General features: G+C 62.4%; 24 protein-coding genes. 11 read left to right on the top strand and 13 right to left on the bottom strand.

What is annotated here, in order from left to right; all coding sequences use genetic code 11:
- Window positions 1-2,091 carry a penicillin-binding protein 1C gene (pbpC, locus tag GYK42_RS08390; RefSeq protein WP_166447207.1) on the bottom strand — a complete coding sequence of 697 codons (2,091 nt, stop codon included), beginning with the start codon at window positions 2,089-2,091 and terminating at the stop codon, window positions 1-3.
- Between the two features lie 17 nt (window positions 2,092-2,108).
- Entirely contained in the window at window positions 2,109-7,853 is a 5,745-nt protein-coding gene (locus GYK42_RS08385) for an alpha-2-macroglobulin family protein (protein WP_346768075.1), read from the bottom strand.
- 471 nt (window positions 7,854-8,324) lie between these two features.
- Here GYK42_RS08385 and GYK42_RS08380 point away from each other — a divergent pair, with 471 nt between their 5' ends.
- Together GYK42_RS08380 and GYK42_RS08375 are read left to right on the top strand one after the other, a co-directional pair.
- Entirely contained in the window at window positions 8,325-9,299 is a 975-nt protein-coding gene (locus tag GYK42_RS08380) for an OmpA family protein (protein ID WP_166447104.1), read from the top strand.
- A 71-nt stretch (window positions 9,300-9,370) separates the two neighbouring features.
- Entirely contained in the window at window positions 9,371-10,318 is a 948-nt protein-coding gene (locus GYK42_RS08375) for a YihY/virulence factor BrkB family protein (RefSeq protein WP_046682434.1), read from the top strand.
- Between the two features lie 57 nt (window positions 10,319-10,375).
- On the opposite strand, the gene GYK42_RS08370 is transcribed toward GYK42_RS08375, so the two are convergent.
- The 3 genes from GYK42_RS08370 to GYK42_RS08360 all read right to left on the bottom strand — a co-directional run bounded on the left by GYK42_RS08370 (window position 10,376) and on the right by GYK42_RS08360 (window position 12,595).
- Window positions 10,376-11,575 carry an AI-2E family transporter gene (locus GYK42_RS08370; protein WP_431190162.1) on the bottom strand — a complete coding sequence of 400 codons (1,200 nt, stop codon included), beginning with the start codon at window positions 11,573-11,575 and terminating at the stop codon, window positions 10,376-10,378.
- A gap of 71 nt (window positions 11,576-11,646) precedes the next feature.
- Complete coding sequence (locus tag GYK42_RS08365) at window positions 11,647-11,958, bottom strand: BON domain-containing protein (RefSeq protein WP_046682432.1); 312 nt, start codon at window positions 11,956-11,958, stop codon at window positions 11,647-11,649.
- An 82-nt stretch (window positions 11,959-12,040) separates the two neighbouring features.
- Window positions 12,041-12,595 carry a hypothetical protein gene (locus GYK42_RS08360; RefSeq protein WP_034786326.1) on the bottom strand — a complete coding sequence of 185 codons (555 nt, stop codon included), beginning with the start codon at window positions 12,593-12,595 and terminating at the stop codon, window positions 12,041-12,043.
- A 268-nt stretch (window positions 12,596-12,863) separates the two neighbouring features.
- On the opposite strand from GYK42_RS08360, the gene GYK42_RS08355 reads away from it, so the two are divergent.
- Genes GYK42_RS08355 through GYK42_RS08345 form a run of 3 tightly spaced genes read left to right on the top strand, consistent with a single transcriptional unit; the run spans window position 12,864 to window position 13,869 of the window.
- On the top strand, window positions 12,864-13,310 hold the full coding sequence (locus GYK42_RS08355; RefSeq protein ID WP_046682430.1) for a glycine zipper 2TM domain-containing protein: 447 nt from the start codon (window positions 12,864-12,866) through the stop codon (window positions 13,308-13,310).
- Between the two features lie 59 nt (window positions 13,311-13,369).
- Window positions 13,370-13,522, top strand: a complete 153-nt coding sequence (locus GYK42_RS08350) for a DUF3309 family protein (protein WP_010396415.1) — start codon at window positions 13,370-13,372, stop codon at window positions 13,520-13,522.
- A 44-nt stretch (window positions 13,523-13,566) separates the two neighbouring features.
- Window positions 13,567-13,869, top strand: coding sequence for a hypothetical protein (locus GYK42_RS08345; protein WP_046682429.1), 303 nt, complete (start codon window positions 13,567-13,569; stop codon window positions 13,867-13,869).
- Window positions 13,870-14,040: 171 nt separating this feature from the next.
- Here GYK42_RS08345 and GYK42_RS08340 read toward each other — a convergent pair whose 3' ends face one another.
- The 7 genes from GYK42_RS08340 to GYK42_RS08310 form a co-directional block, all read right to left on the bottom strand.
- Complete coding sequence (locus tag GYK42_RS08340) at window positions 14,041-15,195, bottom strand: patatin-like phospholipase family protein (protein ID WP_166447204.1); 1,155 nt, start codon at window positions 15,193-15,195, stop codon at window positions 14,041-14,043.
- Window positions 15,196-15,332: 137 nt separating this feature from the next.
- Window positions 15,333-15,671 carry a hypothetical protein gene (locus GYK42_RS08335; protein ID WP_035826249.1) on the bottom strand — a complete coding sequence of 113 codons (339 nt, stop codon included), beginning with the start codon at window positions 15,669-15,671 and terminating at the stop codon, window positions 15,333-15,335.
- A 20-nt stretch (window positions 15,672-15,691) separates the two neighbouring features.
- The gene (locus GYK42_RS08330; protein ID WP_070224915.1) at window positions 15,692-16,078 is read right to left on the bottom strand and encodes a phage holin family protein; all 387 of its coding nucleotides are present in this window, start codon (window positions 16,076-16,078) and stop codon (window positions 15,692-15,694) included.
- Between the two features lie 18 nt (window positions 16,079-16,096).
- Window positions 16,097-16,399 carry a DUF883 family protein gene (locus GYK42_RS08325; protein ID WP_034758939.1) on the bottom strand — a complete coding sequence of 101 codons (303 nt, stop codon included), beginning with the start codon at window positions 16,397-16,399 and terminating at the stop codon, window positions 16,097-16,099.
- Between the two features lie 58 nt (window positions 16,400-16,457).
- Window positions 16,458-17,018 (bottom strand): ferritin-like domain-containing protein, encoded by a 561-nt coding sequence (locus GYK42_RS08320; protein WP_373917172.1) that lies wholly within the window; start codon window positions 17,016-17,018, stop codon window positions 16,458-16,460.
- A 60-nt stretch (window positions 17,019-17,078) separates the two neighbouring features.
- Complete coding sequence (locus GYK42_RS08315; protein ID WP_046682425.1) at window positions 17,079-17,978, bottom strand: OmpA family protein; 900 nt, start codon at window positions 17,976-17,978, stop codon at window positions 17,079-17,081.
- Window positions 17,979-18,003: 25 nt separating this feature from the next.
- A complete protein-coding gene (locus tag GYK42_RS08310) occupies window positions 18,004-18,387 on the bottom strand; it encodes a DUF4398 domain-containing protein (RefSeq protein WP_034758948.1) in 384 nt (127 codons plus the stop codon).
- Between the two features lie 278 nt (window positions 18,388-18,665).
- Here GYK42_RS08310 and GYK42_RS08305 point away from each other — a divergent pair, with 278 nt between their 5' ends.
- Together GYK42_RS08305 and GYK42_RS08300 are read left to right on the top strand one after the other, a co-directional pair.
- Window positions 18,666-20,702, top strand: coding sequence for an AsmA family protein (locus tag GYK42_RS08305; protein WP_166447103.1), 2,037 nt, complete (start codon window positions 18,666-18,668; stop codon window positions 20,700-20,702).
- Window positions 20,703-20,871: 169 nt separating this feature from the next.
- Window positions 20,872-21,090 carry a glycine zipper 2TM domain-containing protein gene (locus GYK42_RS08300; protein WP_076570450.1) on the top strand — a complete coding sequence of 73 codons (219 nt, stop codon included), beginning with the start codon at window positions 20,872-20,874 and terminating at the stop codon, window positions 21,088-21,090.
- A 103-nt stretch (window positions 21,091-21,193) separates the two neighbouring features.
- Here the strand turns inward: GYK42_RS08300 and GYK42_RS08295 are convergent, their stop codons facing one another.
- The gene (locus tag GYK42_RS08295) at window positions 21,194-21,970 is read right to left on the bottom strand and encodes a Crp/Fnr family transcriptional regulator (RefSeq protein ID WP_166447102.1); all 777 of its coding nucleotides are present in this window, start codon (window positions 21,968-21,970) and stop codon (window positions 21,194-21,196) included.
- A 177-nt stretch (window positions 21,971-22,147) separates the two neighbouring features.
- Between GYK42_RS08295 and GYK42_RS08290 the strand changes: the two genes are divergently transcribed.
- The 4 genes from GYK42_RS08290 to GYK42_RS08275 all read left to right on the top strand — a co-directional run bounded on the left by GYK42_RS08290 (window position 22,148) and on the right by GYK42_RS08275 (window position 24,426).
- Window positions 22,148-22,816, top strand: coding sequence for a glycine zipper 2TM domain-containing protein (locus tag GYK42_RS08290; RefSeq protein ID WP_166447101.1), 669 nt, complete (start codon window positions 22,148-22,150; stop codon window positions 22,814-22,816).
- Window positions 22,817-22,981: 165 nt separating this feature from the next.
- On the top strand, window positions 22,982-23,236 hold the full coding sequence (locus GYK42_RS08285) for a hypothetical protein (protein WP_166447100.1): 255 nt from the start codon (window positions 22,982-22,984) through the stop codon (window positions 23,234-23,236).
- 194 nt (window positions 23,237-23,430) lie between these two features.
- Window positions 23,431-23,577, top strand: a complete 147-nt coding sequence (locus tag GYK42_RS08280) for a lmo0937 family membrane protein (protein WP_010396376.1) — start codon at window positions 23,431-23,433, stop codon at window positions 23,575-23,577.
- Between the two features lie 213 nt (window positions 23,578-23,790).
- Window positions 23,791-24,426, top strand: coding sequence for an OmpA family protein (locus tag GYK42_RS08275; protein WP_166447203.1), 636 nt, complete (start codon window positions 23,791-23,793; stop codon window positions 24,424-24,426).
- The last annotated feature ends 63 nt before the right edge of the window (window positions 24,427-24,489 follow it).

The raw sequence follows: 24,489 nt of genomic DNA, 5'->3' as shown, positions 1-24,489 counted from the left end.
TCAGTGTGCGGCAAGCGATGCCAGCGCATTCCCCCGCACCTGGAACGTAACCTTCGCCACCGTCTTGCCAGCATCGTCGACGAGGGCCAGCGCATGCTTGCCCGGCATGGGGCGCCAGCTGATGCTGTCAAGGGCCGCGCCCAGGTCCTTGCCGTCGAGCACCCAGCGCAAGTCGCGGCTGCCCTGGGCCTGGAAGAAGACGCGCTGCAGGGCGGGCGGGATGTCGGGGTCGATGGCGAGGATGCTGTCCTCGGCCGGATACACGATGGCGGGCGGCTTCACGGTGTCGCCCAAGACGGCGATGACGGGGCTTTCCGTGCCGGCGATAAACCATTCGCGGCGCGGCGCTTCCAGTGCGGGCTGGTACGCCACCATCTGCTGCAACACGCCTGATGGCGCTTTCGGGGCGTGGCTGGGCACGTTCTTGTGCAGGTAATCCATGACGTCGCGCCACACGGGCGCGGCGCCCGTCACGCCCGACACGTCCCACATGGGCTTGCCGTCGAAATTGCCCACCCATACACCCACCGTGTAGCGCGCAGAGTAGCCCATGCACCAGTTGTCGCGCATGTCCTTGCTCGTGCCCGTCTTGACGGCGCTCCAGAAATTCGTCCCCAGCTCGTTGCGCAAGCCAAACGTCATGCTGCGCGCGGCGCGGTCGGCCAGGATATCGCCGACGATGAAGGCGGCGCCCGGCTCCATCACACGGCGCCGGTCCTTGCCAGCCTGGCCAGGCTGCAGGCTGGCCGTGCTGTACAGCCCGCCATTGGCCAGCGCGCGGTAGGCGTTGGCCAGTTCCAGCAAGGTCACTTCGGACGAGCCCAGCGCCAGCGAGGGGCCGTAGTACTCGGCCGGTTCCGTCAGGCTGGACAGGCCCACTTCCTTGAGGCGGTTATAAAAGCCGTCCTGCCCCGTCAGCAGCACCGTGCGCACGGCGGGAATGTTCAGGGAGCTGGCCAGGCTGGTGCGGGCGCTGACGTAACCCTTGAAGTTGCGGTCGTAGTTTTGCGGCGCATACATGCCGGACGCCGTGGCGACATCGAGCGGCGAGTCGTCCATGACGGACGCGGCCGTCATCAGCCGACGCTCGATGGCCAGTTCATACAAGAACGGTTTTAATGTCGATCCCGCCTGGCGCAGGGCCGTCACGCCATCGACGTGGCTGCCGCCCGCATTGCCGACATACGCGAGAATCTCGCCGCTGCGGTTGTCGAGCACGATGATGGCGCCATCGTTGACATTGCGCTCGCGCAAGGACGCCAGTTGCTGGCGCAGGTTTTCCTGCGCGAAACGCTGCAAGGGACCATCGAGCGTGCTGGCGACCTGCTCACCCGGCTGCTTCAGCAGTTGCTGCGCCACTTGCGGCGCCGGCGCCAGTTCCGCATACAACGCGTTGCGCTGCAGGGCCGTTTGCACGCGCTGGCCGATCAGCTGGCAGCTGCTGTCCATGCGCCACTCTTTCGCCAGCGCGCAGGCGCGCCGCGTGACGGCGGCCGGCGGCGCGTTCGGCGCACGCACGAGACTGGCCAGGATGATGGCGTCCGTCTGGTTCAGGCCGGAAGGCGCCTTGCCGAACAGGCTGTACGAGGCGGACGCGATGCCTTGCAGTTCGCCGCGGAACGATACGAGGTTCAAATAGGCTTCAAAAATCTGCGCCTTGCTCCAGCTATCCTCGATAGCCTGGGCGGCACGCATCTGGTCCCATTTCTGGCGCAGGCTGCGCCCGCCCGAGGACGCCTGCAAGTCCGCATCCAATTGGCCCGCCAGCTGCATGGTGATGGTCGAAGCGCCCCGGGGCTTTTTTGAAAACAGATTGTCCCAGGCGGCCGTGGCCAGCGCGGACACGTCCACGCCGCCATGACGCATGAAGCGCTGGTCTTCCGCCAACAGCACGGCCTGCTGCACGGCGGGCGAGATGTCGGCCAGCGGCACCCACGGCAAGCGCCGCACCTTCATGTCCACGCGCAACGATTGCAGCGGCGCGCCGCTGCGGTCCAGCAACTGCGCTTCCGAACTGCGATAGGCGGCCTGCACCTGGGACGGCGTCAGGAGCGCCTCGGCAAAGACCGGGCTGGCCAGCAGGCAGCCCATCAGTAAAACCTTAGCTTTCACTGCGCCACCTTAACGTTCGCGTTCGGCGACTCGCCAAACATCTCGGGCGAATACATGGCTTCGATGCGCGTGGCTGGCAGGCTGAAATCCCCGGCATTGTTCAAGCGCACCGTGTATTCCACGCTCCAGTTACCCTTCGGCACGAACGCGTAATAGGCACGGAAGGCGTCGAAGGCCCGCTCCTCGAACGTCGGCCAGACCCAGCCAGTGGACTTTTCGCCGGCCGTCATCAGCTGCGAATCGCGGCCCAGGCCATTGCCCAGCACGGTGGCGCTGGCGGGAATCGGATCGTCGACCACCACCCAGCTCATGTCCGCCTGGGCGGACAAGTCCAGGCGCACGCGGTAGACGTCGCCGCGCGACCATGCACCCGCCGTCTTCTGTTCCACCGGCGTAATAGTTTTCTTGATCGTGTAGCCGCTGGACAAGGGTGCCTTGAGCGGGATGGCCGCCAGGCTTTGCACGGTGGCCCAAGGCTTGCCCGTGCCGCTGTGCGCCAGGCCCAGGGTATCCGTGCCTTTCGGCCATGCTTGCAGCACGGGTCCCACTTTCGCCGCGCCATTCCACACAAGCGCTTGCGTATCGCCGCCCAGCTTGACGGCGCTGGCGCCCGTCACTGGCGTGGCTTCGAACTTGGCCGAGAATTTATTGATGGCCAGGGTGCCCCAGGCGTTGGCTACCGTCGTATCCCAGCGGCCCTTCTTCTGGCGGCCCATGCTGCCGCGCACGAGGCGGCCGATGTCATCCTTCCACGCCGGGTTGTCCATCACGGCCAGCAACAGGCGGTTGGCGTTGACGTCGCCGGACACCATCAGCCACCACCAGTTATCTTTGCGCTCGGTGGAAAAGCCCATGGTCGTGCCCTGGAAGTTCAAACGGCTGCGCAAAATCTGCTGCGCCTCGGCCAGCAGCGCATCGCGGCGCGCCAGGCCTGGCGTGCGTTGCAGCAACAAGCTCCAGTCGATGACGGCCGAGGTGGGCCACAGGTTCGGGTTGATGCTGATGCTTTCCAGCGCATCGGGCGGAACCTTGTTCGAACGCGACAGCGCTTCCAGGGCGGCGAGCTTGCGCACGGCCAAGTCGGTCGTGTCCAGTGCGGAACGGCGCACGATGCGGCCCTGCACGAAGGCCGTCAAGGCTGCTTCCATGCGGTTCTTCGTCTGTTCCGGAATTGCATAGCCAGCTTCCCGGGTTGCCGACAGCACATACGCCGTCAGGCTGTCGCTGCCCTGCTCCATGATGGGAAAGTATTTCAGCATGCCGTCGCTGTCCAGGTAGGCGGGCAGGCTGGCGGCCAGCTTGTTCCACGCCTCCTCGTCTTGCAGGGCGATGGCTTTCGACGTGTTTTGCTCGAAGCAGGTGTACGGATAGGCGGCCATGTACTCGCGCACGCCAGGCAGCTCGCCACCGAGCTTGGCGACAAAGCTGGTCTGGATGCCGCCCCGGCCCGGCAAGGCGCCGGCCGGCATCTGCACGGACATATTGATGGGTTTGTCGACCTGCTGCAAGGTAGCCTGGTAGGTGCGCACGGGCGTGGCCTGGCCCACCTTTTGCGTGATTTTCAGTTTATCGGTATGGCTACCCGCCTTGGCGCCGATCTCCCACACAATCTGCTGCGCGCCGAGCGGCACCTGGTAATCCCATCCCACTTCGCGCGCTTCGCCCGCCGCCAACGTTAAACTCTGGCGCGGCAAGGCCTTGCCGGCCGCGCTGGCGTTCAGGTCCACGCTCAAGGAGGCGGCCGAGGTGTTGCGCACCGTAAATCCGGCGCGCAGCTGGTCGCCTTCGCGCACGAGAGTCGGCAAGCCCGACATCAGTATCAAGTCTTGCGAGCTGCGGATGTCCGTGCTGCCCGTGCCGAACAATTTCTTGCCGGCGCTGGCGATGGCGACGATGCGGAACGCCGTCAGCGAATCGTTGAGCGGCACCTGGACTGTCGCCTCGCCCTTGGCGTCGAGCTTGACGGTACCCTTCCAGAACAGCAAAGTGTCGAACAGTTCGCGGCTGGCGCCCTTGCCGCCGCCACCACCGGCCGGGAAGGCCTTGCGGCCGAAGTGGCGCTTGCCGATCACCTGCATCTGCGCCGTCGCCGTTTCCACCTGCAGGCTGCGCTGCGCCATCATGGCATCGAGCAATTTCCAGCTATCGTTGGGCATCAGTTCCAGCAGTCCCGTGTCGACGGCCGCCAGCGCCACTTCGGCGCCGGCCGGCAACGGCTTGCCATCGGCGCGGCGCACGCGCACGGACACCTCCGCCTTGTCACGCGTCTTGTACACCTCCTTGTCCGACACCACCATGACGTTCAGCTCATGCGCCTGCCACCCCACGTTCAGCGGCGCGATGCCCATCTTGTAAGCCGGCTTGCCCAAGTCGACCAGGGCCGTCGGCTGCACGCCATCGACCCTGCCCCGCACGACAAACACGGACACATACACATTCGGCGCGTAATTCGGTTTGACCGGGATATTCACCACCGGTTCCCGGCCATTGAGCTGGCGCACATAGGTGTCGAGGATGCCTTCGCGCTCGACCGTGATCAGCGCCGTGCCCGAGCGGAACGGCATGCGCACCTGCAAGCTCGCTTCCTGGCCCGGTTCATAGCGTTTCTTTTCCGGCAGCACGTCGATGCGGTCATTGTCGCTGGCATTGAACCACCAGTCGCCGCTGCCGGCCACCCAGGTTTCGCGGTTGGCGACGGCCGCGTTGCCGGATGCATCCTGCGTGCTGGCGCGCAAAATCAGATTGCCGCTGGCGGGCGCCTTGACGTCGCAAATCAACAGGCCCTTGTTGTCCGTCTTGCCCGAGCACGCCGGGCCCAGCTTGACCACTTCGCTGCTGTTTTCATACGCATAGAAGCCGCCGATCAGGCGCCGGCGGTGCGAATAGCTGTTGCGCTGGAAGAAGTCGACGGCGACCGAGGCATTCGCCACGGGCTTGCCATTGGTGCCCAGCACGGCCACGGTGAACTTGAAAGCATCCTTGCTCAAGGCCCAGGCGTCTGGCTTGATGCCAATCACATAGTTCGATGGCCACAGCGGCACCCGCGTGGCAACGGAAGCCGTCTCGCCATTCGCATCCTGGAACGCCATTTCCGCCACCAGGTCGCGCGGCGTGGACAGCTGCGGCAGCTGGTCGATGACGATGCGCGCGCCGCCCGCCTTGTCCAGGGTCAAGCTTTGCGTGCGCGCGGCAGTCGCGCCGCCGCCAGCACGTCCGCCATTGCCTTCGTCCTGCCATTCCCCTTCATCGTCGTCGTAGCCGGTGCCCTGTTTCACAAGCCCTTCCTTCACGTCGCCATTGCTGAAGCTGACATCGGGATAATCGGCAAACGTCACGCTCTTGTCTTGCAGCACCGTGCGCAGCTTGACGGGCGCATTCGTGGCCGCGCCGCCGGCCAGGTACGTGATTTGCGCATCGAGGGCCACTTGTTTCGCTTGCACGGCGGGCGCTTTCGGCCCCTGCAGCACGGCTTTCATGGTCGGCACGCGGAACGCTTCCACCCGGAAACTACCGGATGGGCGACCCGCCATCGTCACACTGTATTCGCCCTGCTTGGCGTCGGCGGGGATGACCCAGTCGCTTTCCGCCGTGCCGCTGGCGGACCAGCGCAGCGGCAGCTGGTAGTTCTGGTCGCTGCCCTGGTGCGTGATGACGACGGAGGTGGCGCTGCCGGGGCCGTTGTTCTTGTCGACCAGGCTCATGCCCTCGCCCGTGTGCTTGCGGATGAAATGCTTCATGTGCACGGTTTCGCCGGCACGCAGCAAGGTGCGGTCGAATACCGTAGCCAGCAGGGTGTTGTCGGCGCGCGTGTCGTCCGTGGGCAAGTTGAAGCGCCACGCTTCGATGCCGCCCACCCAGTCCGACAAGGTAAACGTCATGTCGCCGCCGCTGCGCGCACTGATAAAGTAGCGGCCATTGTTCTTGCAGCTGGAATTGGCCAGCTCGCCGGGGATGTGCGCCACGCCGTCCGCCCCCGTGGCGCCTTGCCACAACAGCTTGCCGGCGCAGTCGCGCACGGCCACTTGCGCTTTCGCAACAGGCGCGCCCTTGTCGAGCGACGTCACCCACACGAGCGACGATTGCGCGCCATGCTTGAAGTGGGCCGCCAAATTCGTCACCAGCGCGGCCGTGCGGATGTAGGCCGTCGTCGGTTTGCCCAGCAGCACCTTGCCAAGGATGGGGCTGGCCAGTTCGACCACATAAAAGCCCGGTTTCTGCAGCGGGATGCCGATCACTTCAAAGGTTTTCTTGCCCTCGGGGCGCGGCAGGCTGATGGGGCGCGTGCCGGAAGCGCCCGCCAGCACGGATTTGCTCATGTTGCCCGCATATTGGGCATAGGGCTGCCAGTATTCGCCGCCATCACCGTTGCCGGCCAGGCGCTGCATCCAGTCGATGATGAACTTGTCGTCATTGTCGGGCACGCGCAAGGTGGCGCCCGTGGCGGCAGCGGATGGCTGGGCGACTTCCTTGCCCGACAGCACGGGTTCGATATTGCGCACTGTGACGGGCAGCAAGCCGTCGCCCTTCGCTTCGATGATGCCGAACGGGGCCGGGAACTTCAGCAGCGGCGGCTGTTCGCCCGTGCGCACCGTCATGGGGAAGCGCGCGCGGTTGAGCAAGGCGCGGCCCGCGTCATCCGTCAGTTTCGGCGGCAGGCTCAAGACAAAACTCGATTGCACGGGAAAGGGGCCGTTGAAGGCGGCGCTATACAGGAATTCGGCCTTTTCCTCCTCTTTTGAAATCGTCGGCGCATACGTCTTGCCGCCCCCCTTCAAGGTCATGGCGCGCACCTGCGCGGCGCTCACGGGCGCGGAAAACTGCACGCGCATGGGCAGAAAGGGAATGCATTGCTCCTTCGGATTGCTGCGCTCGCAGCTGAACTTGGCCGTGAAATCCGGACGCGTCTTGAACTGCAGGGTCTGCGCCTTCTCCGTAGCGATGCCGCTGGCGCTGGCGATGCCCTCGCCCCACACAAGCGACACCTTGGCATTGGCGGGGAAGCTGCGCTTGCATTGCAGCACGGTGACAGGCAGCGGCGGCGCGCCCTTGCTGGCGACCGGCATGCCCACTTTCCACACGACGCCCCGCTTCTTGAAATACACGCTCAGGTAGCGGTCGAGAAAGCTCTTGCGCAGGGTCAATACCTGCTCCAGTTCCTTGCCTTTGAGCAGGCGCACGGGAATCTTTTCATTGATGCCGTCGGCGCGGCAATACGCGTTCGCGGCCACGCTGGCCTCGTTCGGTGCGGCATCCAGGCCCAGCACGAAGATCTGGTTTTCATCGATGTAGGGCTGGCCGTCATACGGTACGGCCTCGACGATGGCCGGGCCGCCCGTGGAAAAGCGGTACGAGGCTGTCCCCTGCAAGGCCTGGCCCGCCTGATCCTTCAGGCCAGGCTTCAAGGTGAAGCTGCAGGCCACGCCAGCCAGCAAATCGCGCTCGAAATCGAAATTCCAGTTGCGCTCGTCGGCCCAGCGCCCCGCGCCCGCCACCATGGCCGGTTCGGCCTTGCCGCAATCGATGGCGAACGGCGCGGGCAAGCCCATGTCGCCGAACGGCACCATCGGCGTGGCGAACTGGACCCGCACCTGACGCACGGCCTTGACCGTACCGCTCGGTGAAAACAGGGACACGCCGCTATCGGCCCAGGCCGGCATTGCCAGGCCCAGCGACAGCAGCAGGCACAAGGTGCCCAGTTTGCCAGACGGCGGGAAAGAAAAAACACGGGGCAGGTCAGGCACGAGTGACTCCTTGATGAAAAGTGGCGGAGCTGGCTGCGACGCGCAAAAGTTGCCTGGCAGAAGCCCGGAAAAGCAACAGAACGCGGCAGGAATACAACATCAATGTAATATTAGTTATCAAGCTCATCATTGTTGCTAATATACAGTGGCATGCAGGTGACAAGTCGTACGATTGCCTCTTGCCGCGGTGCCCGGAAGTGGCCGCGCGTGGAAAAGTTTCACCTAGCAAATTAGTTTTTTTCAACATCAAAGTCTTTGTCGTGAATCCGCAACACCATTGATATACCACAATGCTTTGTGCGCCAGCGCACCGACCAGGTGAACCTGCATCCGTATTCTCTAGTCCAACAGCAGTGCATTTATCGCAAGAAAACGCACCTGGAAGTGTGGTCTATCTCTAGCAATAGCATGTGTAGCAAGAAGTGTTTTGATGCCGTAGAGAAAATCTCTTATCAACGTTGGGAGTTACTTGTGAATAATCTAAAAAAAATCGCCGTTGCCGCCGCAGTCCTGTGCTCTGCCCTCGGCGCACAGGCCCAGGAAATCAATCCCTCCTGGTATATTCAACCTAGCATCAACGCACTCAAGCCAGATTCCGACTTCGCCACGGATAAAACCGGTTATGGCGCAGGCTTGCGTTTCGGTAAGCCTGTTTCCCAGGATTGGGATATCCAGCTGGGCACCACGTATGCCCGTTCCAAGGATGGCGGTCAGCGCTACCAGCAAAATACGCTGGGCGTAGATGGCTTGTACATGTTCTCGCGTAAAGCCTTCCGTCCTTTCCTGCTGGTCGGTGCCGGCATGCAGCGCGACAAGGACACCAGCTTCGCCTTCGGTGAACGCAGCAAGAGCTCGCCATACGCCAGCGTCGGCCTGGGTTTCCAGTCCAGCATCACCGAGCAACTGTCCCTCCAGGCTGACGTGCGCAACGTGCACGGTTTCCTGCGCGGCAATACCTTCGACCCGAGCAGCAAGTCCAATAACTACTACGTCACCGTGGGCCTGAACTACGCGTTCGACAAACCGCCTGCACCGCCGCCACCACCGCCACCGCCGCCTGCACGTTTTGAAAAAGTGACGATGTCGGCAACGGAACTGTTCGCGTTCGACAGCGCCAAGCTGGGTCCGACACAGACCAAGCTCGACGAAATCGCCCGCGTGCTGACCGCAGCGCCAGACGTCAACAACGTCGTCATCAGTGGTTATGCCGACCGCATCGGTTCGCCCAAGTACAATCTGAAACTGTCGCAGCAGCGCGCTGATGCAGTCAAGGAATACCTGGTCGCCCACGGTGTCGCCGCCAACCGCCTGACGGCCGAAGGCAAGGGCTCCACGAATCCTGTCGTCACCTGCGACAACAAGAAACGTGCCGACCTGATCAAGTGCCTGGAACCAAACCGCCGCGTTGAAGTGGAACAAATCACCATCGAACGCCGCGTGCAATAAGCTGAACAGTGGTACGCCACTTGTGAATAAAAAAAAGGGGCTCGCGCCCCTTTTTTGCATTGAAAGCCACCATGAATTTCTCTACCCGCTATCCCAAACTGGCCGGCCTGGCCCCGTTCAGCAAGCAGATGCGCAGTGTCATCGTCTGTTCCGTCACCGAATGGCTGGAACACCGCGCCTCGAGCAAGGGCGCCGCCCTCGCCTATTACACCCTGTTTTCCATCGCCCCCATCCTCGTGCTGGTGATCGCCATCGCCGGCTTTTTCTATGGCCCGGCCGCCGCGCGCGGCGAGCTGATGGGGCAATTGCAGGGCTTGCTGGGCACGCAGGGCGCCGAAGCCATCCAGCTCGTACTGGCCGGCGCGAAGAACCATGAGCAGGGGCGCATCGCCACCCTCATCGCCAGCGCCCTGCTGCTGTTTGGCGCCACCAGCGTGTTTGCCGAACTGAAAGCGAGTCTCGATGAAATCTGGCAAGTGCCGCCGCTGAAGGAGGCGGGCGCCTGGGACATGCTGCGCACGCGCCTGCTGTCCTTCGGCCTGGTGCTGGTGCTGGCTTTCCTGCTGATGGTGTCGTTGGTGGTCAACGCTGCCATGGCCATCCTCGCCAACTTCTGGGAAGGCGTGTGGAAGGACACGGCCGTGCTGTTTACCATCCTGTCGAACCTGATCGGCTTTGCCGTCATCGCCAGCCTGTTTGCCGTCATCTATAAAATGCTGCCGCGCGTGCGCCTGTCCTGGCGCGACGTGCTGATCGGCGCCATCGGCACGGCTTTCATGTTTTCACTGGGAAAATATGCGATTGGCGTGTATATCGGCAATAGCGGCGTGGCCAGCAGCTATGGCGCGGCCGGTTCACTGGTGGCCCTGCTGTTGTGGGTGTATTACTCGGCGCAAATCTTCTTCCTGGGCGCCGAATTCACGCGCCAGTTCGCCCTGCAGCTGGGCAGCATGAAGGATATGCCGAAGACGGAAGATGGCGATGTGCAAGTCAAGATACTCAAACGCCACCAGTCGTAAACAGTCTGCACGCAACAACGGCGCCCGCGGGCGCCGTTGTTCTTATTGAACTTCAACTTACTCGCCCAGCAGCTCGGCTACCACTTCCATGCCCTGCACGCGTTCGGCCACAACCTTCACGATGACGATGATGGGCACACCCAGCAGCAAGCCCCAGACACCCCACAGCCAGCCCCAGAACAGCAGGCTGATGAACACGGCCGTGGGATTCATGCGGGCGATGCGCCCCGTCATCCAGGTGGTGACAAAGGTGCCGACCAGGGTGGCGATGGCCATCGACGTACCCGTCACCAGCAAGACCATTTCCAGCGATTCGAATTGCAGGAAGGCGACAAGGCCCGTGGCGATGGTGATGAGCAAGGGGCCAAAATACGGCATGATGTGCAGCAAGCCGGCCACGATGGCCCAGGCGCCCGCGTTTTCCAGGCCGATCACGCGCAGGGCGATCCACATCAAAACGGCCAGCAAGACATTCGTGACGAGCAGCATGAACATATAGTTCTGGATCGACGTATTGATGTCTTCCAGGATGTGCACGGTGACCTTCTTGCGGCTCAGCGACGGTCCCGTCAGCTTGACGAGCTTGCGCTTGAAGGTGTCGCCCGACAGCAACAGGAAAAACACGAGGAAGATGACCATGGTGGCCTGGCTGATGAAACCCACCAGGCCCAGCGAGCCTGCCCATACCCAGTCCATGATCTTGAAGTTGGGACCTTCGGACGCTGCCGCGGCGCGGCGCGTGTTGCGGCGCGCCTCGGCGCCGGCGGCCACTTGCTCGATTTCATTGGCCACGGCCTGCATCTTCTGGAAGGTGCTGTTCTTGCCGCCCGTATTGGCGGCGATCAGCCGCGACAGTTTATGCGTGGCGGCAGGCAGCTCTTCAACGATGGATTCGAATTCGCCCTGCACGCGCTCGACCACGACGATGGAGCCGAACAGGATCAGGGCCGTGACGGCCGTGGCGCCGATGGCGCGCGGCAGGCGCAGCTTTTCCAGCCAGGCAACGACGGGATTGAGGGTATAGGCAATGAAAATGCCGAAGATGACGGGAATGAGGAATTTCTGTGCCCACTGCAGCGCATAAATGAAGCTGACGGTGGCGATGATGCCCAGCGCCATGCCACGCGCATTGACATGCAGCGGCAAACGCAAGGAGGCGTCCAAGTGCTCCACGGGCGTGCCGGGAGGTGGCCCGGCAGGCTCGGTGGAGGCAGCCGCCACCGGCTCGGGCGGGGTATCTGAAGGCTGGATATGCATGCGATTCCCGCGACGGTCGGTGGTGGGCCGCAGCGCCAGCCGTGGGCTGGCCGCTGCGGCAGGTCAGGCCATTACTTGACGCGGATGTCGTTTTTCACCGACTTCACGCCCTTTACGCCACGGGCAACTTCGCCCGCTTTGGCGGCATCCGATGGCTGGGCCACGAAACCGCTCAGCTGAACCACGCCCTTGAAGGTTTCAACGTTGATTTCCGTCGATTTCAGGGTAGGCTCATTGAAGATGCTGGCTTTCACTTTGGTGGTGATCGCAGCGTCGTCGATGTACTCGCCCGTGCCTTCCTTGGTTGGGGTCGAAGCGCAGCCTGCAACGGCGAACAGGGAAGCGACGAAAAGGCCAGTAGCGATAGATTTAGTGAATTTCATGGTTTTTTCCTTAGGAGTGGTCAATCAATGTGCTCACAATGAGCTTCTTATACCAACTTGATTACATTGCGCCCTGGGGCGCTCAGTAGCCAAACTGGGTTTTTGCAGCCTTGATACAGTCATCCTTGGCTGCGCCGGCTAATGCATCGCATTTTTCTGTCGCGACCTTGTACTCGGCTTTTCTTTTTGCTTCACGCGCATCGCTGCGCGCTTCGATGACTTTCTTGTCCGCCTTGGCGTCGGCCAGGGCCGCCACCTTGGTGGACTTGGCCAGCTTGACGCAGACATCCTTGTCGTTGCCCGTCAGCGCATTGCAGCGTGTCAGGTCGACGTCGTAGTTCGCATCGGCAATCTTGATGCGCGCCTTCGTGTAGGCGCGCAGGGTATTCGTGTATTGCGCCTGGGCCACGGCTTCATCGTAGGTACGCACGGCCTTCGCTTCGGCGATGCAGACATCCTTCGGGTTGCCCGTGATTTTTTCGCACTCGGCATGCGCCAGCTTGTAATTCAGGCCCGCCTGTTCATTGGCCGCCTTGTAGGCTGCTTTCGCTTCCGGCGTGGCGGCCACTGCCTGGCCGCCCCAGGCGGCGCACGCCAGGCTGACGACGATGGCGGTGAAAAGCTTATTCTTGTTCATATTGTATTTCTCCCTGGTGGTACCAAGCATGTCTGCTTGGCATGACTACCGTTTTACGTGGATCGCCGCCTCTCTTCTGTACGCTGCCGTACACAAGTGGTTATTTTGAAAGCGGAAGGCGGACAGGGAGAAATAACAACGTTTGAATGGATCATCCCGGCCAACAATAGCATTTTCGACCGCAAATAAGTACGTGCGGCAGCGTACAGACCGGGAACGGGGGCATGACTAAGATGGCACTACACCCTCACCTCGTCAGGAGAATAAAATGAAAACCAACGCCACTTTGGCTGCACTGATGCTCGCCGCAACCGCCGTACTCAGCGGTTGCGCCACCGGCCCTTCCCAGTCACAACAATATTACCCGGCCAACCAGCCTGAGTCCGCCATGTACGGCACTGTCGACTCCATCCAGATCGTGCAAGGTAGCGGCCAAACGAGCGGCGCCGGCGCCGTGGTCGGCGGCATCGCCGGCGCCCTGCTGGGCAACACCATCGGTTCGGGCAGCGGACGCACGGCCGCCACCGTGGCGGGCGCCGTTGCCGGCGGCGTCGTGGGCAACCAGGTCGAGGGCCGCAAACAGCAGGCACAGGCTTACCAGATCAGCGTGCGTCTCGACAACGGCGAATACCGTACCGTGGTGCAGGACAACGCCAATGATTTGCGCCCGGGCAACCGCGTGCGCGTCGTTGACGGCCGCGTCTACCGCTATTAATCCCCTGGCCGGGCTTGCCAGCAAGCCTGCGCCGGACCATGTACCAACAAGGAGATACCATGGGCACCATCATTCTGATCATCTTGATCCTGGCCCTGGTCGGCGTCCTGCCCACCTGGCCGCATAGCCGCAACTGGGGTTACGGCCCCAGCGGCATCGCCGGCCTGGTTGTAGTGATACTGATCCTGCTATTACTGACGGGCAGGTTGTAAAAAAAGGCGCTACGGCGCCTTTTTTATTTCAAGGAGGAAATATCATGACTATCCACAACACACTCTTGGCAACCCTGTTCGCCTGCAGCCTGGCGCCGCTGGCATTGGCGCAGACAACCACGCCGCAACCGGGCGACCCGCAACGCTGGTACCAGGAAGACAGCACGGCGCAAGCCCAGTTGCGCACCCTGCGCAAGGAAATCGCCGCCGCCCTGGCCGAGGCCAAGAAAGCTTGCCGCCTCGAACCGTCAGCCGCGCGCGCCACCTGCCTGAAAGATGCGCAAGACACGTACCGGCAAGATATGGCGAATGCGGAAAAACTGCGTGTAGCGGCCCATCCGCAGTGATGCAGCGATACGCCGTACTCTTGCTCTTTACTCTTGCAACGCCTGGCAAAACCGTCGCGAGCGGAAGGGAGAGGTCGCCAAGAAACGCAACCGTACTTTGTACGGGGGCGCCGAGCCGGTGAGCATCGCAGGCCGCCTATACCGACGCGCAGCAGGTTTTGACAGGCGTCACTAAGCGGCGTCGCGCTCGTAAGGCGGCAATTCGTGCACCACGAGCGGCGTGTCTTCCGTGACAAAGGCCAGCCAACCGGCCGCCTTGATCGCGCGCAAGCCATCCTGGTAGCCCTGCTCCCAGCGCCATTCGATCGAGCCCTTGGAGAAATTGATATCCTTGGCCGCCATGTGCCAGTCGCGCCCCGCATACGGCAGGCGCACGATGTGCATGGTGCTGTCGCAGCCGAGCGCCACCAGCTCTTGCGTCTGCTGGCGGTTGTGCTTTGTGTCGGGCAGGCCGGCGTACAGTTCGCGCAATTTGCGCTGCAAGGTGTGCGTATTGACATAATCGGCAATATGCCGCTTCGAGCGCGACGCGAAGGTGACGTCCTTTTGCCGCGTCTGCACTTCGTCCAGGGTGGTCGGTTCCGGCCCTTCCGAACTCCACAGGTCCACCATGAAGACCAGAGTGTCGACGTGGGGCGTGTCGTCGAGCACGGTTTCCAGCGGCGTGTTCGAGTACAGGCCGCCATCCCAATATAAATCGCCATCGACGCGCACGCCGGCAAAGCCGGGCGGCAAGGCGCCGCTGGCGCGGATGTGATCGGCCGTCAGGGGCTGCTGCTGGCTGTCGAAACTGGTGAGGCTGCCGCATTTGACGCGCAAGGCGTTGACCGTCAGGCGCATGCCGCCGGGCTCGTTGAGGTAATCGAAATCGACCAGTTCATCGAGCGTGCTGGCCAGTTCGCTGGTGTCATAAAAACTCGCCTCTTCCGGCTTGACGGCGATTCCAGCGGGAAACAGGCTGAAAGTGCGCGGCTTGAAGAAGCCGGGCACGCCGCGCAGCACCGTATCGAGCGTGGCCAGCCAGATGTTCGAGCGGCGCTGCTGGTCCGATACCAGGTTCATGTCGATGCTGTCGCGGTGCGCCACGCGCTGCCAGAACTCTTTCAAACGCACGAGCCGGTCTTCGTGCTTGTTGCCAGCCAGAATGGCGGCATTGATGGCGCCGATCGAGGTACCCACCACCCAGTCGGGCGCCAGGCCATGTTCGTGCAGCGCATGGTAGACGCCAGCCTGGTAGGCTCCCAGTGCGCCGCCGCCCTGCAGCACCAGCACGATGCGCAGGCGCGAGGGATTTAACTGATTGATCGGTGTCTTTGAATTCGTCATCAAGATGGCCCCTCTGTCCGCCGCGCGAAATACGGCGTGAATCATTGTAAGGGATTGCGTCAGTACGCGCCGGACCTTGGGTGCGGGCAAAAAAAAACGCCGTCGATGACGGCGTTCCTGTGCAACACCGCTGGCGTTCAGCGCTTGCGGCGCAGCCAGCTGGCGGCTACGGCGGCCACGGCCACGAGGACCAGCGCCGGCTTGACGAGCTTCTTGCGTCCGATAAACGATAGCGCCGTCAGCACATACGGCATGGCGCCTTGCAAACGCATGCCGCCCGGCGCCAGCAGGGACTCGACGCGGTGGCCGGCAAAGCCGACCGCCGTCTCGACCACGCCCTGCAGCATGGACTCGGGACGCAATGCATAGCCCACGTTGGCGCGCGCATGCACGATGCCCACGCGGTACATTTCGCCCTGGGCGATCAGCAGGCGCTTGCGGGCGGCTTGCGCCGCCAGTTTGTCGTTTTCCGACATGAATTCTCCTCGTAAGGCACTTACATCAGCATGTCGCGGTCGGCCTTCAATTCCGCCATGGTGGCGGGCATGGACAGCTTTCCTTGACGCAGCATGGCGCGCGCATACATGACCAGCGCGATGGCCAGCAGTACGAACACGACCGTCATGATCGCCAGGATCTTCCAGCCCAGGCTATCCCAGGCCAGGAAAACGATCAGCACGCTGCCGTAAGCGATGGCAAACAAGCCCGCCACCGTCGCCAGCGCGAAAATGACAACCAGCTGCAGCATGTGATTGCGCACTTCCGACAGTTCGATGGTGGCCAGTTCCAGCCGCGACAACATCAGTCCGACGGCGTTTTTGGCCAGGCCGGCGACCGAGCCGATCAATCCCGGCCCCTGGTGAGACGAAGCAGACTTGTCCATATCGCTCCTGACAGTGGATTACTTGCGGCCCAGGATGAAGCCAACCAGCACGCCGACGCCAGCGGCGACGGCCACCGTACGCCATGGGTTTTCCTTGACATAGCCGTCTGCCTGGGCAGCCATCTGCTTGGTGGCAACGATGGCCGATGCCTGCGCTTCATGCGCCTTGGCCAGGGCGGCATCCAGGGTTTTCATGCCCTTGATGCGCACTTCATCGGCTTTTTCGCCGGTCAGGGCGGCAGCGGCGCTGAACAGGGCTTGCGCATCCTTGACGAGGGTTTTGACATCGTTATTAACGGTGGTGATATTGTTTTCCAACATGGTTTAGCTCCTTAGCTGTGGATGAATGTAGTTACTATACCTACTTTACTCAAAAACACTATTCCATTAGATCGCGCATATCATCGGCGTGCTCTTCTTCAACAGCCATGATTTTGATCAACAAATGGCGTGTGGTCGGGTCTTTGTCGCCGATTTTCACGATCATCTGGCGATACGACTCGATCGCTACCCGTTCCGCGATCAGATTGGCACGCACCATGCTCTGCACGTCTTCGGAGTCATCATACTCGGCATGGCTACGCGCAAGCAATGTTGCAGGATTAAAATCTGGCTTGCCATTCAATTGCACGATGCGTTCGGCCAGCCAGTCGGCGTGCTCCTGCTCCTGCTGCGCATGCTCGAGGAACTCGGCCTTGATGCTGCCATTGTCGCGTCCGCTCACGGTGTAGTAATGGCGTTTATAGCGCGCGATACACACCAGCTCGGTGGCCAGCGCGCCATTCAACAAGGTAATTAACTCCTCGCGGTCAGCCTGGTAACCGGCCGTCACGGCGCCGTCGTCCAGATTTTTCGCGGCAGCACGGATGGCCGCCGTATCGATGCCAGCTGGAATCTCAACAGATGTTGGTGTCATGATGTTTCCTTTCAAGTCTTGCATGGGTATCCACCGGCCAAGGTTCGGCCGGTGCTGCCTTTGGCTTACAACGCCCCAAGGCGTTTAACGGCGGGCGGGAATCGCGGTGTTATCTTCCGACAGCACGATTTCCACCCGGCGATTCAGCTGCCGGTTTGCCGCCGTATCGTTGCCGGCGGCGGGATAGGCGGCGCCATAGCCTTTCGTGGCGATGCGGTCACGGCTGATGCCTTGCTCGAGCAGCGCATTGCGCACGGATTCGGCGCGGCGTTGCGACAATTCCAGGTTATGCGCGGAACCGCCCGTGCTATCCGTAAAGCCTTCGATCAGCACGGTGCGCTGCGGGTTGTTTTTCAGTACGTCGGCCAGCTTGCGCGCCGTATTCGCGCCATCGGCCGTCAGGTTCGCCTTGTCCGTGCCAAACAGCACGTCGCCCAAGGTAATGACCATGCCGCGCTCGGTTTTCTTGGCGGCCAGGTCGGCCAGCTGCGCCTCGAGTCCGGCAGCGCGGGCTTGCGCATCGCGGGCCGACGCTTCTGCAGCTTGCGCCTGGGCCTTGGCCGCTTCCGCATCCGCTTGCGCCGACTGGGCGCGGGCCGTGGCCTGGTCAGCCTGCTGCGTGCGCGCATCGAGACGCAATTGATCGCGCTGCTTGCCGGCGTTGGCGATATCGGCTTCCGCGGCCTTCTGCTTGGCGACTTCTTGCGCCGTGGCTATCTTTTGCTTGGCCAGGTAAGCCAGCTTGTCGACTTTTTCGCTATCTTCCTGGCGCGTGGCGGCCGCGTTTGCCGCTTCCAGCGCAGCGCTCGCTTCGCGGAATTCGCGTGGCGCATAGGTCGACACCATCGGGTTCGATTGCGCCGCCATGTAGTCGCCGCGGGTCTGGTCGAGCAGGCTGGTGGTGGTCGGTGCGGAGCTGCAGGCGGCAACCAAAGCGGCCATGGCCAGCAGGCCGGGAATGGTGGTGTAGGTAGCTTTTTTCATGATGGAATCCTGTTCTTATTGTTGCTTATTGTTTTGGGGCTTGCTGATTGGCGCGGTCGAGCTCTTCGCGCATGACGCGGATGTTCTCGTTGATTTCATCGGCGGCGCTGGTGGCCTTGGCCGAATTGGCCTTGCTTTGCGCCAGCTTGGCATCGGCTTGCGCCTGATCGGCCAGGTCGCGCGCCGTCTTGTAATCGCGGTCTTTCAGGGCTTGGTTGGCCATGCGCATTTTTTCGCGGGCCGAACGCATTTCATCGGGGGCCAGGTCGGCGGCGCCGGCACTGGCGGCGTTATCGACGGCGGCGCGCGACACGGCAACGTCAGCCGTGGCTGGCGTTTTCAGGCTGGAACAGCCCGTCATCAGGACAACGGCGGTGGCGCAAGCGGCCAAGGCTGCCAATGGGGACATTTTGAAATCTCGGTTTGTCATTTTTCTTCTCCTGGAGAATGTTAAGCGTTAGGGTTCATACGTCGGTGCCTCTGGAATCAGGAACGGCGTTTGATGTAGACGTTATAGGCTCCGGCTCCCCGCATATCCGTTCGGTGCCGCACATAGAGTAGGAAATCGACAATACTTGCATGGGCAACGTGCGCTAGCGCACATGTCGGCCAGCAAAACTTGAAACGGCCCCGGCCTCAGGATGATTCCTGTAGCATCATGACTACTTGTCCAGAAAGAACCTGCTTATGCCGCTCTCCCGTCGCCAGAAAATCGCCCTCGCCAGCACCGCCGTGTTGATCGCCGTACCCGTCACCGCTTCCATCATCCTCATGAACATGGACTGGAACCGCGCCAAGCCCTGGCTCAATGCGCGCGCCAGCGAAGCGCTGGGTCGGCCGTTTGCCATCGAGGGCGACCTGGCGCTGACGTGGCAGCAGCCAACGGCTGGGGGGCAACAAGGCTGGCGCGACTATTTGCCGTGGCCGCATTTGCAGGCCAAGGACGTGCGCCTGGGCAACCCGAGCGCCATGGCAGGAACGGATGACGAAGCACAGCTGGCCAGCGTCAGCCAGCTGGCGTTCTCGCTCAATCCGCTGGCCCTGCTGGACAAGAAAATCATCATCCCGCAATTGCGTTTCGACACGCCGCAAGTGCGCTTGCTGCGCAACAAGGATGGCAAGAACAACTGGACCTTCGACAAGCAGGACCAACCGTCGCCGTGGCAGCTGGAATTGCAGAGCGTGGTCTTCAGCAAGGGCACCGTGACCCTGGACGATGGCGTCACCAAAACGGCCATGCGCGCCGATGTCGACACCATCGCGGGCGATGCGCGCTACGGCATCGCCTGGACGCTGTCGGGCAAATACCATGGCGAAACCGTCAAGGGCGGGGGCAAGGCGGGCGGCGTGCTGTCGCTGCAGCAACAAGGCACGCCCTTCCCCATCCAGGCCGACATGCGCGCGGGCGGCAACAACATGGCCATCGAAGGCACATTGACGCGCCCGGCCAACCTGGCGGCGCTCGACGTGCGCCTGAAGCTATCCGGGCCCAGCATGGCGCGCCTGTATCCATTGACAGGGGTGCTGCTGCCGGAAACGCCGCACTTCAGCACGGAAGGCCATTTGACGGGCACCCTGGCGCCGCGCGGCGGCGAGTGGGTGTACGACAAGTTCAGCGGCAAGGTAGGTTCGAGCGACATCAGTGGCAAGCTGGCTTTTTCCGCCAGCACGCCGCGCAAGCGCCTGACGGGCGAAGTCCACTCGCGCCTGCTGCAGTTTTCCGATCTGGGTCCGCTGGTGGGCGCCGATTCCAGCGCCAGCAAGAAGGAACGGGGCGTGGCGTCGACGCAGCCGGCCGGCCGCGTGCTGCCGGTGGAAACGTTCAAGACGGAACGCTGGACCAGCCTGGACGCCGACGTGCGCTACACGGCCGACAAGATCACGCGCGACGCCGAGCTGCCGATCAGCAAGCTCGACACGCATGTGGTGCTGACGGACGGCGTGCTGTCATTGACGCCGCTCAACTTCAACGTGGCGGGCGGCACCCTGACGTCGCAAATCAAGCTCGACGGTAGTGGCAAGGTCATCGCCAACGGCATCGCCGCCGAACTCAAGGCCAGCGCCCGCCATCTGCACATCCAGCAGCTGTTTCCCCGCCTGCCCGCCTTGCAGGCCAGCGTGGGCGAAATCAATGGCGACGCTTCGCTGTCGGCCACGGGCAATTCCGTCGCCACCCTGCTGGGCAGCTCGAATGGCGAAGTGCGCGCGCTGATCAACCGGGGCAGCATCAGCAAGCTGTTGCTGGAAGAAATGGGCTTGAATATCGGCAGTGTCGTGCTGGCCAAACTGTCTGGCGACAAGCAGGTCAAGCTGAACTGCATGGCCGCCGATTTCGCCGTCACCAAGGGGCTGATGCGCACACGCCAGTTCATCGTCGACACGGATGACGCCGTCCTGAATATCGATGGCACGGTGAACCTGGCCGATGAACGGCTGGACCTGACCTTGCGGCCGGACAGCAAGGGCTTGCGCGTCTTTTCGCTGCGCTCGCCCCTGTATGTGCATGGCACTTTCAGCAAGCCCGACGTGAGCGTGGACAAGGGCGTGCTGGCCCTGCGCGCCGGCGGCGCCCTGGCGCTGGCCGTGGTGGCGCCCGTGGCGGCGCTGCTGCCTCTGGTCAATACCGGCCCCGTCGAGGATAGCGAATGCGCGGCACTGCTGGCCCAGGCGCGCGTCAAGCCGGTGGCCCCCAAGCCGGGAAAAGCCGTACGCAAGGTGCGCTGAACGCGGCGTGGGCGCCTTTACAATTGTTACACACCTATGTGCGTTGCCGAACAGACCCTGCCTTGTCGCAATCCTATCCTGTGAACGTGCCTGAAACACACGGCGTCACGAAGTCATCCGGCCCATACCATGCCGGCGCCACGAGGTCCGAATTCATAGGAGAACTATCATGCAAATCATTAAAAAAATCGCCGCTACCACTTCCGTTGCCGCCCTGCTGTTGAGCCTGACGGCTTGCGCCAACATGTCCAACCAGGATAAAAATACGGCCATCGGCGCTGGCGTCGGCGCCGTTGCCGGTTCCGTGCTGACGGGCGGCAGCGCTGTCGGCGCAGTCGGCGGCGCCGCTGTCGGCGGCGTGATCGGTAACCAGGTCAAGCCGAAGTAATCGTTGATCAAGAAAGCGGGGTGGGTGCCAAGGCGCCCGCCCCGCTTTTTTGCGTCTGCTGCATAAGGTTAACAACAAGCAGGATGAAAGCCAGCGAGGAAAATCAGACGAAAACGTTGGCCATGCCGATGGTGCCGCTGTCCTTGACCAGCTCATAGCAGCGGCAGGAAACGGCTTCAAGGCCGGCCGAATCGAGGATTTCGATATTGCCGCGGCTGTAAGTGATGAGTTTTTGCTGCTGCAGCGCGCTGGCCGCCTTGGTCACGCCGACCCGCCGCACGCCCAGGGTATGGGCGAGGAATTCATGCGTGAGGTGAAATTTTTCGGACTGCAGGCGGTCGCGCGTGATCAGCAGCGAACGGGCCAGGCGCGCTTCGAGCACGTGGAAACGGCTGCACACGGCAATCTGGATGGCTTGCGCCAGCAGGGTGTCCGTGTAGCGGTACAGCAAGCGCTGCAGGGACTCGAGCTGGGCGAACTCGGCGCAGAAATCGGCCCGCGCGATGCGGCTGGCCGTACCGGAACGCTGCACTACGGCACGCACTTGCGCCAGGTCATGGCCGAGCGCGACGGAAGCGCCCAGGACGCCTTCGCGGCCGACGGAGCCCACTTCCAGCGTCATGCGGCCTTCCGCCACGGCCAGCAGCGAGATCAGGCAGTCGCCGGGAAAGTAGATGTGGCCGATCGGCTGGCCAGGTTCGTACAGCACCTCGCCTACCTCGACCGTGACGGTATCGAACAGCGCCGTCAGGTGCCGCAAATCGTGCTCGGGCAGGCTGGCCAGCAAGCGGTTGCCGGCGTCAGGCGCGCCCACGGGCGACACCAGGCCGGATCGGCCTGTATCGCGGGACAGGGTCATGCTGGCGTTCGTTGGTGGCATTGCTTTTCCTTGGTGTCGTTACAACTCGACATAATTTTTACCTAGCCTACGGTGCAGTACCGTCCCTGTATGTACGGTGACGCACGGAAGCGGGGCAAGCGGTACAGCACACTGGCTGCATGCACGGATAACACGCACTACCCATTTCATTATTTTAAAAAAACCAAGGAGCTCTCCATGACTACCACCACCAAATCCCTCCATCCGCTGGTACTTGCCGCCGCCGTCGCCGTCCTGCTGTTTTGCGGCGTGGGCACGGCGGCCCTGATGGGCTGGCTGCCTTCGTCCCAGGGCGATAGCCAGCCGCTGGCGGCCAGCACGTCGGCCGAGCAGATGGCCAACCTGCAGGCGAACCAGCCGTCAGCGAACTTGCAGCCTGCCGGCGCGCAGCCGCTGGCCGCCCTGCCGCAGCAGCAGCAGCAGCAGCAGCAGCAACCACAGCAACAACCCGTGCGCCAGCCGCAACAGCAGCCACAGCAACAGTACGCGGCAGCCCCGGCGCCGCAAGTGTGCGGCAATTGCGGCGTGATCGAAGCCATCCATGAAGTCAATACGCGCGCTGAAGGCAGCGGCGTGGGCGCGGCCGGCGGCGCCGTCGTCGGCGGCTTGCTGGGCAACCAGGTAGGCGGCGGCCACGGCAAGCAGCTGGCCACCGTGCTGGGCGCCGTCGGCGGCGCCGTGGCCGGCAACCAGATCGAAGGCAGCGTGCGCGCCACGCGCAGCTACAACATCGTCGTGCGCCTCGATAACGGCAAGACGCGCACCGTGCACCAGAGCGCCGCGCCGAACTGGCGCCAGGGCGACCGCGTGCGCGTCGTCAACGGCGGCTTGCGCGCCATGGGCTAAGCAAACCGCGGCGGCGCCGCTGCCGCGATTAGTAGCAAATTCAACACACGCCCGGCCTGTCCGGGCGTTTTCTTTTTAACAATGTTCGTTGGCGTACAGATGAGCTTGCCGTCCCGCGAGATGATGCATTCAAGAAAGTTCAACGGATGTCTTCAAGGAGATGCGATGGAAAACGACAAGACAGGCAGTCACCGGATCTGGCTCGGCTTTATCGGCGGCGGCATATTGGCCACCGCGCTGGGCTTCTGCGCGCTGGACCTGGCGCCCGCGCCCGTGTTTGGCGTCATGCTGCTGCTGACGGGCGGCATGGTCAGCTGCTTGGCTGGCGCCGTCGGCATGGCCGGCATGCTGGCCTGGATACCGGGCATGGATGGCGAACAGGAACGGCCGCCGCTGCGCGAGCGGAATTTGGCGAAATAAAAACAAGTTGGGTAAAGAAGGTAGGTAAATAAGGCTTGTGTACGGCACCGTACAGAAAATTTCAGAAACAAAGTAGACAATAAGTCATGGCATCAGCGTTCAGCGACCCAGTCGCCGCGCAATGACAAAAACCGATGACAGCGCAAGGCCAAGGCAGCCGCCGTCATCCACACATTACTCTCGGAGGACACATCATGCTGTATACAATCGCCGTCGTACTCATTATTCTTTGGCTGCTGGGCCTGGTAACTTCCTATACCATTGGCGGCTTCATTCATATTCTGCTGGTGGTCGCCGTGATCATGGTGCTGCTGCGTTTGATCAGCGGGCGCGGTTTATAGAGGCCAATTGACTGGCCAGACAGGGGCGGCGCGCGTGCAAACGGGCGCCGCCCTTTTGCCGCCTTTTGCATGCAGTGCGCGCGCACTGGCACGTCGCGGCATTTTGCAGTAACGTGTGCAGGTAATTCCTGGGTATGTCCCAATAACAAAACAAGGAGAAAATCCATGAAAGAAACATTCAAAAAAGGTCCTGGCGCCAAATCCCTGATCGGCATGCTGGTGATCGCACTGGCCGCCAGCGGCTGCGCGGACATGTCCTCGACGCAGCGTGGCACGGCCACGGGCGCCGGCATCGGCGCGGGCCTGGGCGCCTTGATCGGCGGCACCACCGGTGGCGGCAGCAGCGGCCGCACGGCTGGCGGCGCCCTGCTGGGTGCGGCAGCTGGCGCCGTGGTCGGCAATATCTGGTCGAACCGCATGGAAAACCAGAAGCGCGCGATGGAACAAGCCACACAGGGTACTGGTGTGCAAGTCTCGCAAACGGCCGATAACCGCCTGAAAATGGAAATCCCGAGCGACATTTCCTTCGACACCAACCGCGCCGACATCAAGGGCAACTTCCGCCCCATCCTCGACCGCTTTGCCGCCACCCTGAATGAAAATCCAAACACCACGGTCAGCATCATCGGCCATACGGACAGCACGGGCAGCGATTCCATCAATGAGCCGCTGTCGGTGGAACGCGCGGCCCACACGCGCGACTACCTGTCCATGCGCGGCGTCTCGCCGACCCGCGTCGTCACGGAAGGCCGCGGCGCCCGCGAGCCGATCGCCTCGAATGCGGATGCATCGGGACGCGCACGCAACCGCCGCGTGGAGATTTACGTCGCGGAATTAGCTCCGCGCTAAGCTGACACGCATCAATAAAAAAACCCGCCGGCAAGGTAACTTGCCGGCGGGTTTTTTTAGTTG

The organism is Janthinobacterium lividum (assembly GCF_011601275.1).
Lineage (GTDB): Bacteria > Pseudomonadota > Gammaproteobacteria > Burkholderiales > Burkholderiaceae_D > Janthinobacterium > Janthinobacterium lividum_E.
The sequence above is the reverse complement of the archived record's forward strand: the minus strand, read 5'-3'. Positions and strand labels throughout refer to the sequence as shown.

What these genes read in the sequence shown, in the direction of transcription:
- pbpC (WP_166447207.1), bottom strand. Translation starts at nt 2,091, where the DNA reads ATGGGCTGCCTGCTGGCCAGCCCGGTCTTTGCCGAGGCGCTCCTGACG.
- GYK42_RS08375 (WP_046682434.1), top strand. Translation starts at nt 9,371, where the DNA reads ATGAATTTCTCTACCCGCTATCCCAAACTGGCCGGCCTGGCCCCGTTC.
- GYK42_RS08370 (WP_431190162.1), bottom strand. Translation starts at nt 11,575, where the DNA reads ATGCATATCCAGCCTTCAGATACCCCGCCCGAGCCGGTGGCGGCTGCC.
- GYK42_RS08365 (WP_046682432.1), bottom strand. Translation starts at nt 11,958, where the DNA reads ATGAAATTCACTAAATCTATCGCTACTGGCCTTTTCGTCGCTTCCCTG.
- GYK42_RS08360 (WP_034786326.1), bottom strand. Translation starts at nt 12,595, where the DNA reads ATGAACAAGAATAAGCTTTTCACCGCCATCGTCGTCAGCCTGGCGTGC.
- GYK42_RS08355 (WP_046682430.1), top strand. Translation starts at nt 12,864, where the DNA reads ATGAAAACCAACGCCACTTTGGCTGCACTGATGCTCGCCGCAACCGCC.
- GYK42_RS08350 (WP_010396415.1), top strand. Translation starts at nt 13,370, where the DNA reads ATGGGCACCATCATTCTGATCATCTTGATCCTGGCCCTGGTCGGCGTC.
- GYK42_RS08345 (WP_046682429.1), top strand. Translation starts at nt 13,567, where the DNA reads ATGACTATCCACAACACACTCTTGGCAACCCTGTTCGCCTGCAGCCTG.
- GYK42_RS08340 (WP_166447204.1), bottom strand. Translation starts at nt 15,195, where the DNA reads ATGACGAATTCAAAGACACCGATCAATCAGTTAAATCCCTCGCGCCTG.
- GYK42_RS08335 (WP_035826249.1), bottom strand. Translation starts at nt 15,671, where the DNA reads ATGTCGGAAAACGACAAACTGGCGGCGCAAGCCGCCCGCAAGCGCCTG.
- GYK42_RS08330 (WP_070224915.1), bottom strand. Translation starts at nt 16,078, where the DNA reads ATGGACAAGTCTGCTTCGTCTCACCAGGGGCCGGGATTGATCGGCTCG.
- GYK42_RS08325 (WP_034758939.1), bottom strand. Translation starts at nt 16,399, where the DNA reads ATGTTGGAAAACAATATCACCACCGTTAATAACGATGTCAAAACCCTC.
- GYK42_RS08320 (WP_373917172.1), bottom strand. Translation starts at nt 17,018, where the DNA reads ATGCAAGACTTGAAAGGAAACATCATGACACCAACATCTGTTGAGATT.
- GYK42_RS08315 (WP_046682425.1), bottom strand. Translation starts at nt 17,978, where the DNA reads ATGAAAAAAGCTACCTACACCACCATTCCCGGCCTGCTGGCCATGGCC.
- GYK42_RS08310 (WP_034758948.1), bottom strand. Translation starts at nt 18,387, where the DNA reads ATGTCCCCATTGGCAGCCTTGGCCGCTTGCGCCACCGCCGTTGTCCTG.
- GYK42_RS08305 (WP_166447103.1), top strand. Translation starts at nt 18,666, where the DNA reads ATGCCGCTCTCCCGTCGCCAGAAAATCGCCCTCGCCAGCACCGCCGTG.
- GYK42_RS08300 (WP_076570450.1), top strand. Translation starts at nt 20,872, where the DNA reads ATGCAAATCATTAAAAAAATCGCCGCTACCACTTCCGTTGCCGCCCTG.
- GYK42_RS08295 (WP_166447102.1), bottom strand. Translation starts at nt 21,970, where the DNA reads ATGCCACCAACGAACGCCAGCATGACCCTGTCCCGCGATACAGGCCGA.
- GYK42_RS08290 (WP_166447101.1), top strand. Translation starts at nt 22,148, where the DNA reads ATGACTACCACCACCAAATCCCTCCATCCGCTGGTACTTGCCGCCGCC.
- GYK42_RS08285 (WP_166447100.1), top strand. Translation starts at nt 22,982, where the DNA reads ATGGAAAACGACAAGACAGGCAGTCACCGGATCTGGCTCGGCTTTATC.
- GYK42_RS08280 (WP_010396376.1), top strand. Translation starts at nt 23,431, where the DNA reads ATGCTGTATACAATCGCCGTCGTACTCATTATTCTTTGGCTGCTGGGC.
- GYK42_RS08275 (WP_166447203.1), top strand. Translation starts at nt 23,791, where the DNA reads ATGCTGGTGATCGCACTGGCCGCCAGCGGCTGCGCGGACATGTCCTCG.